General features: G+C 65.0%; 11 protein-coding genes and 1 pseudogene. 9 read left to right on the plus strand and 3 right to left on the minus strand.

Annotated elements, in window-relative coordinates:
• Nucleotides 1-193: 193 nt before the first annotated feature.
• The 4 genes from mfd (at nt 194) to ACTHN9_RS24945 (ending at nt 7,933) form a co-directional block, all read left to right on the plus strand.
• Nucleotides 194-3,691 carry a transcription-repair coupling factor gene (mfd, locus tag ACTHN9_RS24930; protein WP_440539491.1) on the plus strand — a complete coding sequence of 1,166 codons (3,498 nt, stop codon included), beginning with the start codon at nt 194-196 and terminating at the stop codon, nt 3,689-3,691.
• Nucleotides 3,692-3,903: 212 nt separating this feature from the next.
• The gene (gene argE / locus ACTHN9_RS24935) at nt 3,904-5,166 is read left to right on the plus strand and encodes an acetylornithine deacetylase (protein ID WP_440539492.1); all 1,263 of its coding nucleotides are present in this window, start codon (nt 3,904-3,906) and stop codon (nt 5,164-5,166) included.
• Between the two features lie 45 nt (nt 5,167-5,211).
• Nucleotides 5,212-6,213: a pyridoxal-phosphate dependent enzyme gene (locus ACTHN9_RS24940; protein ID WP_440539493.1), complete on the plus strand. Its 1,002-nt coding sequence runs from the start codon at nt 5,212-5,214 to the stop codon at nt 6,211-6,213.
• Nucleotides 6,214-6,337: 124 nt separating this feature from the next.
• On the plus strand, nt 6,338-7,933 hold the full coding sequence (locus ACTHN9_RS24945) for a choice-of-anchor Q domain-containing protein (protein WP_440539494.1): 1,596 nt from the start codon (nt 6,338-6,340) through the stop codon (nt 7,931-7,933).
• A gap of 180 nt (nt 7,934-8,113) precedes the next feature.
• On the opposite strand, the gene ACTHN9_RS24950 is transcribed toward ACTHN9_RS24945, so the two are convergent.
• Complete coding sequence (locus ACTHN9_RS24950) at nt 8,114-9,250, minus strand: patatin-like phospholipase family protein (protein ID WP_440539501.1); 1,137 nt, start codon at nt 9,248-9,250, stop codon at nt 8,114-8,116.
• A 90-nt stretch (nt 9,251-9,340) separates the two neighbouring features.
• Complete coding sequence (locus ACTHN9_RS24955; RefSeq protein ID WP_440539495.1) at nt 9,341-11,824, minus strand: penicillin-binding protein 1A; 2,484 nt, start codon at nt 11,822-11,824, stop codon at nt 9,341-9,343.
• 6 nt (nt 11,825-11,830) lie between these two features.
• On the opposite strand from ACTHN9_RS24955, the gene ACTHN9_RS24960 reads away from it, so the two are divergent.
• The 5 genes from ACTHN9_RS24960 to ACTHN9_RS24980 all read left to right on the plus strand — a co-directional run bounded on the left by ACTHN9_RS24960 (nt 11,831) and on the right by ACTHN9_RS24980 (nt 16,408).
• Entirely contained in the window at nt 11,831-12,127 is a 297-nt protein-coding gene (locus ACTHN9_RS24960) for a hypothetical protein (protein ID WP_440539496.1), read from the plus strand.
• Nucleotides 12,128-12,213: 86 nt separating this feature from the next.
• Nucleotides 12,214-12,690, plus strand: coding sequence for a hypothetical protein (locus tag ACTHN9_RS24965; RefSeq protein ID WP_440539497.1), 477 nt, complete (start codon nt 12,214-12,216; stop codon nt 12,688-12,690).
• A 204-nt stretch (nt 12,691-12,894) separates the two neighbouring features.
• Complete coding sequence (locus tag ACTHN9_RS24970; RefSeq protein WP_440539498.1) at nt 12,895-13,581, plus strand: PspA/IM30 family protein; 687 nt, start codon at nt 12,895-12,897, stop codon at nt 13,579-13,581.
• A gap of 86 nt (nt 13,582-13,667) precedes the next feature.
• Complete coding sequence (locus tag ACTHN9_RS24975; RefSeq protein WP_440539499.1) at nt 13,668-14,828, plus strand: tetratricopeptide repeat protein; 1,161 nt, start codon at nt 13,668-13,670, stop codon at nt 14,826-14,828.
• A gap of 11 nt (nt 14,829-14,839) precedes the next feature.
• Nucleotides 14,840-16,408, plus strand: a complete 1,569-nt coding sequence (locus ACTHN9_RS24980) for a flavin-containing monooxygenase (protein WP_440539500.1) — start codon at nt 14,840-14,842, stop codon at nt 16,406-16,408.
• 38 nt (nt 16,409-16,446) lie between these two features.
• Here ACTHN9_RS24980 and ACTHN9_RS24985 read toward each other — a convergent pair.
• Nucleotides 16,447-16,703 (minus strand): annotated as a pseudogene (locus tag ACTHN9_RS24985) (methyl-accepting chemotaxis protein); the annotation flags it as partial.

Raw genomic sequence — 16,703 nt, forward strand, 5'->3', positions numbered from 1 at the left:
AAGCGTGAAGTCACGAAATCGGAGTCGGCCGTACGGGCCGCCAGTCAAAAATGGACGACGGATTTTATAATAGGCGCTTTGCTCCGGGCACCGCATTCGTCTTCGATGCGACGCCCGGCGCTCGAAAGAGCGTCGCCGCGCCGCCGCAGCCCTCTTTCGCCACGCTCACCAGCTAGGCTGCCCGCCCTTCGTCATGCCGCCATTCGACACCACGTCCGCATCGTCCAGTCTGCCGCTCGCACTCGTCAAAGCCGGTCAACGCTACGCGTTCGACGGCACCCACGGCTCGTCCGATGCCCTGCTGATCGCGCGCTACAGCGAAGCAGCACGCGCACAAGCCCAGCCGGGGAAGGCGCCGCTCGCGGCGGTCGTCTGCGCCAGTGCGGTCGACGCCCAGCGTCTCGCCCAAGAAATCCCCTGGTTCGCGCCGAATGCCCGCGTGCGCCTGCTGCCGGACTGGGAAACGCTGCCCTACGACACGTTCTCGCCGCACCAAGACCTCGTCTCGGAACGGCTCGCCACGCTGCACGACCTCGGCGAAGGCCGCTGCGACATCCTGCTCGTGCCGGCCACGACCGCGCTGTACCGGATGCCGCCGGCCGCGTTCCTGGCCGCCTACACGTTCTCGTTCGCGCAAGGCGAACGGCTCGACGAAAGCAAGCTCAAGGCGCAGCTCACGCTAGCGGGTTACGAGCACGTGAGCCAAGTCGTGCGGCCCGGCGAATACTGCGTGCGCGGCTCCCTGATCGATCTGTTTCCGATGGGTTCGCCGCTGCCGTATCGGATCGATTTGTTCGACGATCAAGTCGATTCCATTCGCGCGTTCGACCCCGACACCCAGCGCAGCCTTTACCCCGTGCGCGACGTGCGCCTGCTGCCCGGGCGCGAGTTTCCGTTCGACGAAGCCTCGCGCACCGCCTTTCGCAGCCGCTGGCGCGAAGTGTTCGAGGGCGATCCGAGCCGTTCGTCGATCTATAAGGACATCGGCAATGGCGTGCCGGCCGCCGGCATCGAGTACTACCTGCCGCTCTTCTTCGACGAGACGGCTACGTTGTTCCACTATCTGCCCGAAGACACCCACCTCACCTTCGTCGGCGATCTCGACGGCGCGATCCGCCGCTTCACGACCGATACGAAGCAGCGCTACAGCTTCTTGTCTCACGACCGCGAACGGCCGATCCTGGAGCCGCAGCGCCTATTTTTGTCCGACGACGATTTCTACACGCTCGCCAAGCCGTTCGCGCGGCTCGTCTTGCCGGCGAACGGGGGCGGCGCGTGGGCCACAGCGCTGCCCTCGCTCGCGATCGATCGCCACGCCGACGATCCGGTCCTGGCGCTGCGCCGCTATATCGAAAGCGGCGAGCGGCGCGTGCTCGTCGCGGCCGAATCGGCGGGGCGCCGCGAAACGATCGCGCAACTGTTCGCCGAACACGGCCTGCGCCCCGAAGGCATCGATAGTTTCGCCGATTGGCTGACCGGCGACGCGCGCTTCACGCTCGGCGTCGCGCCGCTGACGAGCGGTTTCTGGCTGCCGGTGGAAGGCCTGGCGATCGTCACCGAAACCGAACTCTACGGCGCCCTCGCACGCCGCGCCGGCCGCCGCCGTCAAGAACAGGCGAGCAGCGTCGATTCGATGGTGCGCGACCTTTCCGAACTCAAGGTCGGCGATCCCGTCGTTCACGCCCAGCATGGCATCGGCCGCTATATGGGCCTTGTCACGATGGATCTCGGCGAAGGCGAAACCGAGTTCTTGCATCTCGAATATGCGGCCGACAGCAAACTCTACGTGCCGGTCGCGCAACTGCACGTGATTTCTCGCTACAGCGGCGCCGATCCCGACAGCGCCCCGCTCCATGCGCTCGGCTCCGGGCAATGGGAAAAGGCAAAACGCAAGGCGGCGCAGCAGATTCGCGATACCGCCGCGGAGCTGCTGAACCTGTATGCCCGCCGGGCGGCGCGCGAGGGCCACGCATTCAAGCTCGAGCCGCGCGATTACGCGAAATTCGCCGAAAGCTTCGGCTTCGAGGAGACACCCGACCAGGCCGCGGCCATCGCATCGGTGATCGGCGACATGACCGCGGGCCGGCCGATGGACCGGCTCGTGTGCGGCGACGTCGGCTTCGGCAAGACCGAGGTCGCGCTGCGCGCCGCGTTCATCGCCGTGATGGCCGGCAAGCAAGTTGCGCTGCTCTCGCCCACCACGCTGCTGGCCGAACAGCATACGCAGACCTTCACCGACCGCTTCGCCGATTGGCCCGTGCGCATTGCGGAACTCTCGCGGTTCAAGTCGACCAAGGAAGTGAACGCCGCGGTCGCGCAGATCAACGAAGGCACGGTGGACATCGTCATCGGCACGCACAAGCTGCTCTCGTCGGACGTGCGTTTCAAGCGCCTCGGCCTCGTCATCATCGACGAAGAGCACCGTTTCGGCGTGCGCCAGAAAGAAGCGCTCAAGGCGCTGCGCGCGGAAGTCGACGTCTTGACGCTCACTGCTACGCCGATTCCCCGCACGCTCGGCATGGCGCTCGAAGGCCTGCGCGATTTTTCGGTCATTGCGACCGCGCCGCAAAAGCGGCTGGCCATTAAAACGTTCGTGCGCCGCGAAGAAGACGGCGTCATCCGCGAGGCGATGCTGCGCGAACTGAAGCGCGGCGGCCAGGTGTACTTCCTGCACAACGAGGTCGAGACGATCGAGAACCGCCGCGCCATGCTGGAAGCGCTGGTACCCGAGGCGCGCATCGCCGTCGCCCATGGCCAGATGCACGAGCGAGAACTCGAGCGCGTCATGCGCGACTTCGTCGCTCAGCGCGCCAACGTCCTGCTTTGCACGACCATCATCGAGACCGGCATCGACGTGCCGAGTTCGAACACGATCATCATTCACCGTGCCGACAAGTTCGGCCTGGCTCAGCTACACCAGTTACGCGGACGCGTAGGCCGCTCGCACCACCAAGCCTATGCGTACCTGCTCGTGCACGATCCGCAGGGCCTCACGAAGCAGGCTCAACGCCGGCTCGAAGCGATTCAGCAAATGGAGGAACTGGGCTCGGGCTTTTACCTCGCGATGCACGATCTCGAAATTCGCGGCACGGGCGAAGTGCTCGGCGACAAGCAATCGGGCGAAATCCACGAGATCGGCTTCCAGCTCTATTCGGACATGTTGGCCGATGCCGTGAAAGCGCTGAAGAACGGGCAAGAGCCCGATCTGACGGCACCGCTTGCCGCGACGACCGAAATCAATCTGCACGCGCCGGCCATTTTGCCGGCCGACTATTGCGGCGACGTGCAAGAGCGGCTGTCGATCTACAAGCGGCTAGCCAGTTGCGAGACGAGCGATTCGATCGACGACATCCAAGAAGAGCTGATCGACCGCTTCGGCAAACTGCCGCCGCAGGCGCACGCGCTCGTCGAAACGCACCGGCTGCGGCTGGCGGCGAAACCGCTCGGCATTTCGAAGATCGATGCTGGGGACGCGGCGATTAGTCTGCAATTCGTGCCGAACCCGCCGATCGACGCGATGCGTATCATCGAAATGGTGCAAAAGCACAAGCACATCAAGCTGGCGGGGCAGGACAAGCTGCGGATCGAAACGCGCAGCCCCGACCTGTCGGTACGCCTGGCGACCGTAAAGGAATCGTTGCGCGCGCTAGGCGCGCCGGCTCGGCAAGGCGTCGGTGCCGGCGCGCGTTGAGTTCGTGGGCGGCCGGATCGGGGGCGCAGCCTAGACGTATTTTGGCGCGGCGCAATAGCGGCCGCGTCCTGCGCAATAGCCGCTGCGTCCCGCGCAATCGCGGTCCAAGCGCTTGCAATGGCGCACTGCACAAGCGTGCAGGCGCGCCATTGCCTGGGCCCTTGCCCATTTTTTCGGTATGATCGGAGCCACTCAAAGGCTGGAGCTTCGTCATGTCGCAGGCTGCTGAAACAGCACCGCTTCCCCCCCCTTCTTGCCCGTCCCAGCCGGCTTCGGCCCTTCCCGCTTCCGCTGCTTCGCCTGCCCCGGTCGGTCTGTCCTGGGTCGAACGGCTCGTTTCGATCGATACCACGAGCCGCGTTCCCAATCTCGGTCTCATCGAGATGGTGCGCGATGCGCTGGCGGCGCAAGGCATCGTGTCGACGCTGACGCACGACGACCGGGGGCAATGGGCGAATCTATTCGCCACCGTCCCCGCTCATGACGGCACGACGGTCGGCGGCGTGGTGCTGTCGGGCCATACGGACGTGGTGCCCGTCGACGGCCAGCGCTGGGATAGCGATCCGTTCAAGCCTGAGGTGCGCGACTCACGCCTCTACGGGCGCGGCACCTGCGATATGAAAGGCTTCATCGGCACGGCGCTCGCGCTCGTGCCGCAGATGCAGGCCGCCAAGCTGGCCAAGCCGATCCACCTCGCGCTCTCGTTCGACGAGGAGATCGGCTGCGCCGGCGCGCCCTACATGATCGCCGACCTATTACAGCGCGGCGTGAAGCCGGACGGCTGCATTGTCGGCGAGCCGACGAGCATGCGTCCCATCGTGGCGCACAAAGGCATCAATGCGTACCGCTGCTGCGTGCGCGGCCACGCCGCGCACTCTTCGCTGACGCCCAAGGGGCTCAACGCCATCGAGTACGCGGCCCGCCTCGTCTGCCACATTCGCGATCTGGCCGATGCGATGCGTCGCGACGGCCCGTTCGACGAGCACTACGACGTTCCGTTCACGACGGCTCAAACGAGCACGATCGAAGGCGGCAACGCGATCAACACGGTGCCGGCCGAGTGCCGCTTCGCGTTCGAATTCCGAAATCTGCCGACACTCGATCCCGAAGCGATCTTCGCGCGCATCGAACGTTATGCGCACGAAACGCTGCTGCCGCAAATGCGCCGGGAACACCCCGATGCGGCGATCGAATTTACGAAGATCGCCGCCGCGCCGGGGCTCGATGCGTCCGAACAAGCCGCGATTACGGCACTCGTGCGGGCGCTGACGGGCAATCGCGACACGCGCAAGGTGGCGTACGGCACCGAAGCCGGGTTGTTCGCGCGCGCCGGCGTGCCGAGCATCGTCTGCGGCCCGGGCGACATCGAGCAGGCGCACAAGCCCAACGAATACGTCGAGCTGGCGCAGCTGTCGGCTTGCGAAGCGTTCCTGCGCAAGTTCATTCACAGTATGTCGGTCGGCGCACACGGGTAGTGCGCCGCCTTTTTTAACGACGTGCATCGAGCCAAGCCCACCGCTATGCCGCATCCCCCCGCCCGCACGATCGACGCAGAACCGATTCCGTCGCTCGATGCGATCGCCTCGCAGCACTTCGCGCTGACGCCCTGGGTCGCGCGCACGCCCGTGTTCGAGCGGCACGATCTCCCCTCGCTCGAAGGCACGTCGGTCAACTTCAAGTTCGAACTGTTGCAGGCGAGCGGCAGCTTCAAGGTGCGCGGCGCCTTCTCGAACTTGCTCGCGCTCGATGCGGGGCAACGCAGCGTCGGGGTGACGTGCGTCTCGGGCGGCAATCACGCGGCGGCCGTCGCGTATGCGGCGATGCGGCTCGGCGTCAGCGCGAAGGTGGTCGTCCCGCGTACGACAAGCCCCGCCCGGCTGGCGCTGTGCCGGCAATACCGCGCCGAGGTGGTTTTTGCCGATACCCTCTCGCAAGCATTCGAGCAGGTTCGCCGGATCGAGGCGGAAGAAGGCCGCTTCTTCGTGCATCCGTTCAATGGCTATCGGACGGTGCTCGGCACGGCCACGCTCGGCTACGAGTGGGCGACGCAAACGCCCGACCTCGACGCCGTGGTGGTGGCGATCGGCGGCGGCGGGCTGGCGGCCGGTGTGTCCACGGCATTGCGGCTCGCCAATGCGCGCGTGCATGTCTATGGTGTCGAGCCGGAAGGCGCCGACGCAATGAGCAAGAGCTTTGCCGCGAACCACACGATCAAGATGGGGGCGATGAACACGATCGCGGATTCGCTCGCGGCGCCCCACACCGAGCAATACAGCTACGAGCTGTGCCGCCGTCACATCGACCGGATCGTGACCGTCTCCGACGATGCGCTGCGCCGTGCGATGCTCGAGTTGTTCACGCGCTTGAAGATCGCCGTCGAACCGGCTTGCGCGGCCCCGCTCGCAGCGCTCCTCGGGCCGCTGCGCGAGACGCTGCAAGGCAAGCGTGTAGGCATCTTGCTGTGCGGCTCGAATACCGATCCCGATACGTTCGCCGCGCAGATCGAACCCGTTCGCGTTTGACGACGGCGTTTGACAACACCGTGTAACCCCCCCTTACAAAATAGTCCGCAATCCCCGACAATCGTACGCGGTAGCAAACGTTTGCCGCCATGCGGCAGCCCCCCATACACCAAGAAGAACCACTATGTCGATGCGACTCTTCACGTTTGCTTTCATGGTTCTCGCCCTGTCCTTGAGCGCCTGCGGCGGGGGCGGTCCGACGGCCGACGGTTCGAGCGGCAGCACCGCCACCACCGCCGCCGCCGGCAGCAATGCCAGCAACCAGTCCAGCAGCGCGACCGCAACCTTGGCCGCAACCGCCCACTATGTCTCGACAAGCGGCAACAACGCCAACCCGGGCACCAGCGCGTCGCCTTGGCGAACGATTCAATACGCGGCCAACAAAGCGAACGCGGGCGATACCGTGTACATCCGCGGCGGCATTTACAACGAGTCCGTGACCCTCAACGTGTCCGGCTCGGCCTCGGGCGGCTACATCGCGTTTCAGAGCTATCCGGGCGAAACCGCGATCTTGGATGGGACCGGCCTCGTCGTGCCCACCTCCGGGAACCACGGCCTCGTGAACATCGTCGATCGCAGCTACATCAAGATCGTCGGCCTGGAGATTCGCAATTACGTCGCGTCGAGTACGTCGCAAGCGCCCGTCGGTATCTGGATCAGCGGCGCCAGCAACAACATTCAGATTCTGAGCAACCACATCCACAACATCGCCAACATCGCGAACAGCAGCAACGCCAACGCCCTCGGGCTGGGGGTGTATGGGACCAATGCGACGAACGCCATCGCCAACTTGACGATCGACGGCAACACGTTGGATCACCTGACGCTCGGCGCCAGCGAATCGCTCGCCCTCGACGGCAACGTCCAATACTGGTCGATCACGAACAACGTCATCCACGACAACAACAATATCGGCATCGATGCGATCGGATTCGAAGGCGTGTCTTCGAGCGCTGCGACCGACCAGGCCCGCAACGGTACGATCAGCGGCAACACCGTCTACAACATCACCGCGTACGGCAATCCCGCTTACGGCAATACGTTCGGTGCCGATGCCATCTATTGCGACGGTTGCACGCAAGTCATCATCGAACGCAACGCGGTTCATAACAGCGACTTCGGCGTGGAAGTCGCCAGCGAGCACGCCAATAAGCTCAGCAGCTACGTGAATGTCCGCAGCAACCTCATCTACGCGAACAATGTCGCGGGCATCACGATCGGCGGATACGATTCGAGCCGCGGCGGCACGGATCACTGCAATTTCGTGAACAATTCGCTCTATAGCAACGATACGCAGAACACGGGTTCGGGCGAATTTCAGATTCAGTACTACTCGACGAATAATGTCTTCAAGAACAACATCGTCTATGCCGGTGCGCAGGATCTGTTCATCAACGGCTATACGAGTTCCTCGGGCGTCAGCGCCGACTACAACCTGTACTACGCGGCGGACGGCGCATCGGCGAGCACCTGGACCTGGAAGGGGCTCTCGATCACGGGTTTCCCGGCTTATGTCACGAGTTCCGCGAACGACAAACATTCGAAGTTCGCGAACCCGCTGTATACGAGCCTGACAACGCCGGATTTCCATGTGGCGACGGGTTCGCCTGCGGTCGGTGCGGGGATCAACCTCGGTGCGTCGGTGGTGGGCACCGCGGACTATGCCGGCAATGCCCGCGTGCAGGGCACGAATATCGATATCGGTGCGTACGAGCAATAGGCGCGCGGCCCAAGGTTATCCCCAGATTCTGTTAACAAACCTGTTGATAAGCTTGGGGCGGCCACGCTAAGCGGTTGTACGCACAACGATTTTTCTGCCGCGCTTCGTTCGCGTCACAGGCGTGCGTCGAAGCGGCGGAGCGCGTCCAAGCGGCGGTTCGCAAAAGGCTGCTTGCCGCCCTCAACCGCCCGGCGCCGCGCGATGCACGGCGATGCCTTCCATCGGATCCATCGTCTCTTGCCAGGGGGCGCGCGCGAGCATCCGGCGCGTATCGTCGTAGCCGGCGGTGCGGCGACGCTCGATCCCGCCCGGCGAAAAATCGATGTCCTTGTGCAGATCGTCTTCGCCGAAACTCGGCGCGTCGAGTTCGATGACCTGCATGGTCGTGCCGCAGCCCCAGGCCAGCAAATCTCGCACGGCCGGCGTCTCGCGCATCGGTTCCGCGATGTATTGCTCGAGTTCGCGGATGACGTGACGCAATCGATGAATCTGCCGCTGACGTTCGAGATGGCTCTGCGACCGGCTCGAATATTGAATGTCGCGTTGCCGCACGAGCGCTTGCACGATCGATTCGGGCTCGCGCCCGTTCGTTGGCCAAAGCTGCACGGCGAAGATGACTGAGCTGCGCCGCGGCCGATCGTCCAGCACGGCCTCGAGCGGCGTATTCGAGTAGATGCCGCCATCCCAATACGATTCACCGTCGAGCTGCACGGAGGGAAAGCCTGGAGGAAACGCGGCCGAAGCCATCACGTGCTCGACGCTCAACGGCCCGTCTCGATTCGTGAAGTAGCTCATCCGAGCTTGCTCGACCTGTACCGCCCCGACGGTCAACCTGACGCGGCACGTATTGAGGTAGTCGAAATCGACGAGCGTGCGCAGCGTGTCCCGCAACGGTTGCGTCGAATAGAACGCCGCATGCTCGCGCCCGAGCGGCGTATTCAACGCCCACCATGCGAACGGGGATGGCGCGAAAAACGCGGGAATGCCTTGCAGGAAAATCGATGTGCGGCGCCACCATTCGTCGAACGCCGGCAGCCATCCGGCGGTGACACCGCCCGCCGCGGCCACACGCGACCAAAAGGCGTCGAGCCGAGCGAGGCGAGTCTCGGGCGGATTGCCGGCAATGATGGCGCCGTTGACGGCACCGATCGACGTGCCGATCACCCAGTCGGGCTCGATGCCCGCGTCATGGAGCGCCTGATAGACGCCCGCCTGGTACGCGCCCAGTGCCCCGCCGCCTTGCAGCACGAGCACCACTTGGCCGGCGATGCCGCCCCTTCCCGCGCCGCCCTCGTGCAGCTTGGCGGGGCCGTCCATCGTGTTCTCGTCCATCGGCTCCTCCGTTTTCACGCGTGAAGCATTCAGTCCGACATACGTAGGCAAGCGGCGCCCGGATGCAATCTCCCGCTACGGGTGGTTATCCTGGAACAGATTGAGAATCTGCTTCTGCTCCTGCTGCGTCACGTCGGGCGGCGGCGCCGGCGGCGTGGCGAGACCCGCCGGACCGATCGAGCCGACGGCAGCGCTCGCATCGCTGGCGGCCCCGGCAAGCGCCGCGCCTTCCATGCCGATGCTCGCGACGAATCCGTTACCCGGCACCTTGTCGGCCAAATAAAGCTCGCCGTTGATCGTCGCCACATCCTGCGGCATCGGCATCGGCTGATCGGGCACGCCGCGCAGTGCACGGCCCATATAGTCGACCCAAATCGGCAGCGCGAGCTGCGCACCGAATTCGCGGCTGCCGAGGCTCTTGGGCTGATCGTAGCCCATCCAAGCCACCGCCACGAGCGTCGGCTGATAGCCCGCGAACCAGCCGTCCTTGGCGTCGTTCGTCGTCCCGGTCTTGCCGGCGAGATCGGTGCGATGCAGCACATTGGTGCCCGCCCCCGTACCCGAGGTCGCCACCGAGTGCAACAGGCTGTTCATGAGGTAGGCGTTGCCGGCACTGATCGAGCGCGGTGCATCGCGGCCCGCGACGATCGGCTGCGCCTTCGAAATCGGCTGGCCGTGTGCATCGTCGACTTCGGCGATCAAGTACGGATTGACGCGGTAGCCGCCGTTGGCGAAGACCGAATACGCCACCGCCGATTGCAGCGGCGTGACGAGACCGGCGCCGAGCGCCATCGGCAAGTACGGCGGCGTCTTGTCGGCATCGAAACCGAAACGCTGCGTCACATAGTCTTGCGCGAACTTGGTGCCGACGTAGGACAGAATCCGGATCGACACGAGGTTCTTCGATTTTTCGAGCGCGACGCGCATCGACATCGGCCCTTCGGGGTGATCGTCGTCCTTCGGCTCCCACGGCTGACCGCCCGGCGAACTGGGCGGGAAATACAGCGGTGCATCGTCGATGATCGTGGCCGGAGCAAGCCCCTTGTCGATCGCCGCCGAGTAGATGAACGGCTTGAAGCTCGAGCCCGGCTGCCGCCACGCCTGCGTGACGTGGTTGAACTTGTTCTTGTTGAAATCGAAGCCGCCCACCAGCGCGCGCACGGCGCCGTCTTGCGGCGAAAGCGAAACGAGCGCGCCTTCGACCTGCGGCAATTGCGTGATTTGCCAATTGCCCTTGGCGTCCGGCATGACGCGCACGATCGAGCCCGGGCGGATGCGCTGCGCTTGCGAGGCGCGCGGGCCGAGCGCAAACGCCGCGAAACGCAGGCCGTCGCCGGTCACCTTCGCCGTGCCGCCGTCGACGAACTGTACCGTGACTTGCTTGGGGCTCGCATCGGTCACGACGCCGGCAACGAGTTCGCCGTCGTCGGGGTGATCGGCCAGGGCGTCATCGATCGCTTCGTCGCGGTCGTCGCCGGCCGCGGGCAATTCGACAAAGCCTTCCGGCCCGCGATAGCCGTGGCGCCGCTCGTAATCCATCACGCCCTTGCGAACGGCGTGGTAGGCGGCATCCTGATCGGCCGAATCGATCGTCGTCGTGACGGTCAGGCCTTTCGTGTAGGTTTCGTCCTTGTACTGCGCGTACATCATTTGCCGCACCATTTCGGCGACGTACTCGGCATGCACGCTGTATTCGTTGCCCGCCGCCTTCGTGCGAATCGGCTCCTTCACGGCTTCATCGTATTGCGGCTGCGTGATATAGCCGAGTTCGAGCATCCGCTTCAGAATGTATTCCTGCCGGATCTTCGCGCGCTTCGGGTTGACGATCGGGTTGTACGCCGAGGGCGCCTTGGGCAGGCCCGCGAGCATCGCCGCTTGCGCCACCGTGATGTCCTTCAAATCCTTGCCGAAGTACACGCGCGCGGCCGCCGCGAAGCCGTACGCCCGCTCGCCCAGATAGATCTGGTTCATGTACAGCTCGAGAATTTGATCCTTCGTGAGCGCGCGTTCGATCTTGTACGCGAGCATCATCTCGTAGAGCTTGCGCGTGTATGTTTTCTCGCTCGAGAGGAAGAAGTTGCGCGCCACCTGCATCGTGATCGTACTCGCGCCCTGCGACGCGCCGCCGTGCATCAGATCGGTCGTGCCCGCACGCAAAATCCCGATGAAATCGACACCGCCATGCTCGTAGAAGCGATAGTCCTCGATCGCGAGCACCGCCTTCTTCATGATGTCCGGGATGTCCTGGAAGCGCACGAGACTGCGCCGCTCCTCGCCGAATTCGCCGATCAGCACGTGATCGGCCGTATACACCCGCAGCGGGACTTTCGGGCGGTAATCGGTCAGTGCGTCCAGCGAAGGCAATTGCGGCGCCATGACGATCAGCGCATAGCCGACGATCAATCCGCCGACGACAGCCAGCGTGGCCACCAGGCCGGCGAACGTCAGGGCGATGCGTGCGCCGAGGGAGCGGCGGCGGCGATCGGCGGGAGCGGAACGGGGAGAATCTCGGTCGTCGGCCGGACGGTCGGCGGAAGGCGGTCTTTTGATGATAGGCATGACGGCATGAATGGCGCGGCTCTCAGCGCCTTATTCGCGCGGGCGGGATTCGCCGCGCAACTCGTAGTAATCGTGTGGTTGGCCGTGTTCGGCAGCGAACCGCCGAGCCCGGGCCAACGCCGCATTTTAATGAAATCGCCGGGGGCGTATCGGAATTTTTTTGTAAGAATTGACGATGAGCGGCATATTCGCCCGATAGCCGGAAGTTATCAACAAAAAATGTTGAAAGACCTGTGGACAAGCTGCATAAAACGCCAGCAAGTCGTTGAACCGGCACGCAATTCGCTGCCGACATCATTTTGAGGCAGCGCATCTCGCTCTATGATGGAGAAGTCTTTGCCGCTCCGATTCCCGAGGCGCTCGGCGCCCACTACGACAGCGAACCGATCATGAACGCAGCCAGCAGCGAACGCCTCGTCGTCTTCGTCACGCCCGCGCAAAAACGGGTGCTCGCGGCCCGTGCCGCCCGGATGGGCATTAGCGTCAGCGAACTCGTCCGCCGCGCCGTCCTCGCCTTCGACGATACCGGCCAAGAGGTCCGCGCCGCGGGGCTGATCGATCGCCTGGGCGCCGCCAGCGAGGCCAGCGCGACCGATCCGCTGCGGCGTCTCGCGCAAGCGGGACAGCACGGGCACGAACGCGGGATGCCCTTGCCCGCTCGCGCCGCGCCGGCGCGCGGCGAAGCCGTTCGCCCTGCCCCTGCCGAGACGGCGGCCGTGGACAACGACACCGTACTGCCCGTGGCCGCGGCCGTCGCGCGGGCGCTCGTGGCGCAAGACGCCGCGCCAATGAAGGACGTCCCGGATCCCGAGACGCAAGCGCTGGTTGGCCGCCTGCTCGGTTCCGAACCGCCAGGTTCGGTTTAAGCGGCTTTTAACGATACGCTGATGTACTATCCGCGGGCGGCAAAAATTGGGATGCGATTCATGACGCAACCCTTGCAATCGCGTTGCACGCCCCGACATTCGGCAGGCGCGCCGCGCTGCCGGGTGCCATGCGGCGTAGCATGTAGGCATCGACGGCCGCACGCAGCAGCACTCGGCGCCGATTTCAATTCACGGAGGATTTTCATGTCGCTATTCGACTCTATTTCGCGTACGGTCAAAGGCTTGCTCAACGACGCGGCGGATTCCGTGCAGGACCCCTCGCGCGATGCACGCCAAATCGTGCGCGAGCTCGACGACAGCATCGCGAAGGCCGAAAACGCGCTGATCGAAATCGAGGCGCAGGTCGCCACGCAGCAAAGCAAGCGCGACGCGGCCGCCGAAAAGGCGAAGAAGTACGAAGACGGTGCCAAGCGCGCGCTGCAGTCGGGCGACGAAGGGCTCGCGCGCGAAGCGCTGGCCGCGCAAGCGAATGCGGAAACCGAGCGCGACGCGCTCGCGAAGGAACTCGCCACCCTCGAGCCGTCGGTCGATCAGCTCAAGAGCCAGATCGCCGATATGCGCCAGCGCCGCAACGATCTGAACGCGCGCTCGAACATCCTCCAAGCCAAACAAGAGATCGCCCAAGCCAAGGACGTCGCGGCCACTGCCCTGGGCGGCATCGGCGGCAAGAATTTGTCCGAAGACTTCCGCAAGCTCGAGGATAAAGTCGCCCTGTCGAACGCACGCTCCGACGCCCGCCTGAACTCCGCCGATACGTCCTCGGGCAAGGCGCTCGAAGACAAGCTCGCGGCGCTCGACCGCGGTCCGTCGGTCGAGGATCGCCTGGCGGCGCTGAAAAAGCAGATGGATACGAATACGCCGGCGCAGTAACGCCGAGCGAGGCGCGCGCCGCACCAGGCGCGCGCTAGAACAGGTCGATGGTTATGGAGACGGGCGCTGCTCGCCCGGTTCGCTCAATGAAGACATTCCTCGCAGCCTTGGGGGCCGCTCTGCTGTTCGCGTCGGGCGCGGCTTTTGCCGTGCCGAACGTCAGCCAAGTCGAACAGGCGATGGCGCAAGGCAATTGGCAACAGGCCGACACCGACCTCTCGCAGGTGCTCGCCGCGCACCCGAATAGTGCCCATGCCCACTACTTGTACGGGCAAGTGCTCGAGAAGGAAGGCCGCTACGCCGATGCGCTCGCGCAAGTCGAACAGGCCAAGGCGCTCGACCCGAAAATCCGCTTCGCGAGCCCCGGCCGTTTCGCTCAGGTCGAATCGCGCATTCGTGCGGCCGCGGGACGCACGAGCGCCGCACCCGCGCCGACGGCTCACAGCGCCGCGAATCCGTTCGCCCAAGCGTTGCCGTCCGCGCCCGCCCCGAAACACCACGGTCCCTCGATCGGCATGTGGATCGGTCTGGTCATTCTGATCGTCGCCATCGTCTTGATTTTGCGTTGGACGCTGCGCCGCGCACGCTCGAACGAGGATGGCCGCGCCGACGAAGAACGCCGCGCACAACTGAAACGCGCAACCGAATTGCTCAACGCGGCCCGCTCGCTCAAACTCGACGCGCGCCTGTCGAGCACGCCAGGGCATGAAACGCTCGCCGGCGAAGTCGAAGGCGTGGAAAATCAGCTCCGTACGCTGGTCGAAGCGTTGTCGAACAACGGCAACCCCGTGCCCGCCTATCAGCTCGACGATCTCGCGCGTCAGCTCGAGAGCCTGCGCGCTCGCGCCGAAGGCCGGCCCGATCCGAACGCGCAAGCGCCGGGCACCGGCCAGTCGGCCTATGCGCAGGAAGCCGAGCGGCTGCAGCAGCAACAAGCGCCCTACGGCACGCAGCAGCCCTATCCGGCGCAGCAGCAACCGCCGATCGTCGTCCAGCAAGGCGGTGGCGGAATGGGGGGGCTGCTCACCGGCGTCTTGCTCGGCGAGGCGCTATCCCATGGACGCGATCGCGTGATCGAGCGCGACGTGTATATCGACGACGACGAAGCGCGCCGCCGCGCCGCCGAACGCGGCAACGATGGCGGCGTCGATTTCGGCCAGGGCTCCAACGACTGGAACGACGGCGGCGGAAACGACGGGGGTGTCGACTTCGGCAGCGACGATTCCGGCGGATGGAACGATAACTGAGACAACCGAGCGTGACGCGTTCGAGCAAGATCGCGCTGCGGGTAGCCATCGTCGGCAGCGGGTTCGCTGGAATCGGGATGGCGATCCGGCTTCGGCAAATGGGCGTGGCTGAGCTAACCGTCTACGAAGCCGCTGCCGAGATCGGCGGCACCTGGCGCGACAACGATTATCCCGGCGCCGCCTGCGACATTCCCTCGCATCTGTACTCGTTTTCGTTCGCACCCAATCCGTCTTGGTCGCGCACGTTCGGGTCGCAGCGCGAGATCCTCGACTACTTGAAACGCTGCGCACGCGATCACGGCATCGAGCCGTCGATCCGATGCAACGCGCGCGTGGTCAAGGCGCGCTTCGACGACGAGGCGCGCGTCTGGCGCTTGGACATCGCAACGACATCGGGCGCCTCGGACGGGACCAAGGGCGCGAACGGACAGTCGAACGGCGGCGAACCATCCCGGCCGACCACGAAACAGCCCCCGCACCCCACCTACGAAACGGTCGAAGCCGACATCGTCATCGCGGCGAACGGACCGCTCTCGCGACCCGCCTTGCCCGACATCGTAGGCATCGAGCGCTTTCGGGGCGCCCTATTTCATTCTGCGCGCTGGGATCATGCCTATCCGCTCGAAGGCAAGACGGTGGCCGTCATCGGGACGGGCGCGAGCGCGGTCCAGTTCATCCCGCATCTTCAGCGACGCGCGGCGCGGCTCGCCGTATTCCAACGCACGCCGCCGTGGATCATGCCGCGGCCCGACCGGCCGATCGGCCGATTTGCACAGCGCGCCTTCCGCTGGTTTCCGCTGGCGCAGCGCCTCGCGCGCTGGTCGATTTACTGGCGCCATGAGGCGCGCGCCCTCGCCTTCCTCGTCCATCCCAAGTGGATGCAGGCGCCGATGCGCTTTGCCGCGAGCTATCTCGAACGGCGCGTGAAAGACCCGGCACTGCGCGCCAAACTGACGCCCAACTATCTGCTCGGCTGCAAACGCGTCCTCTTATCGAGCGACTACTACCCGGCGCTCACGCAACCGAACGTCGACATCGTCACCGTACCCATACGCGAAATGGTCGCCGACGGACTCGTGACCGAAGACGGCCGTCACTGGCCGGTCGATGCCATTGTCTGCGGCACCGGCTTTCAGGTCGCCGATGCGGGAGCGCCGTTCCCGATCGTCGGCGCGCGCGGTGCCGAACTCGATGCGCTGTGGCGCGCCGATGGGCCTTATGCGTACCTCGGCACGAGCATCGCCGGGTTTCCGAACTTCTTCATGATGATCGGCCCGAATACCGGGTTGGGCCACAACTCGATGGTCTACATGATCGAGTCGCACATCGCCTACATCGCGCGCTGCTTGCGCACGCTGTGCCGGCGCGGCGCACGGACCATGGAAGTGCGCGAGGAGGCGCAGCAGGCCTATAACGCGCGGATTCAGGACGCGTTTCGCGGCACCGTTTGGATGAGCGGCTGCCGAAGCTGGTACCTATCGAAGCGCGGCCGGAATACGACGCTGTGGCCCGGCTTCACGTTCGCGTTTCGGCGGCTCACGCGACGAGCGAGCGCCGACGATTATCGTTTCGGCGACTGAGGCGCTCGCATCGATTGGCCGGACCGGCCAATCGATGCTCAGCTTGCCAGCGCCGGATGCCCAGCGAGCGACGCATGCGCCTGCCGCGGTGCGGTGGCATGCGAGCCCTTCGCCAGCGAGCGCGCCTCGACGTGGAACGCCGCAACGGCCGCATCGAGTTGGGCTGCCTGCTCCTCGAGCGAGGCGGCCGCCGCCGCGGCCTCTTCCACGAGTGCGGCGTTTTGCTGGGTCACGGATTCCATCTGCACGACGGCGCGATTGATCTGCTCGATCCCCGTCGATTGCTCGCCCGATG

This window comes from Trinickia sp. (genome assembly GCF_051953405.1).
Classification (GTDB): domain Bacteria; phylum Pseudomonadota; class Gammaproteobacteria; order Burkholderiales; family Burkholderiaceae; genus Trinickia.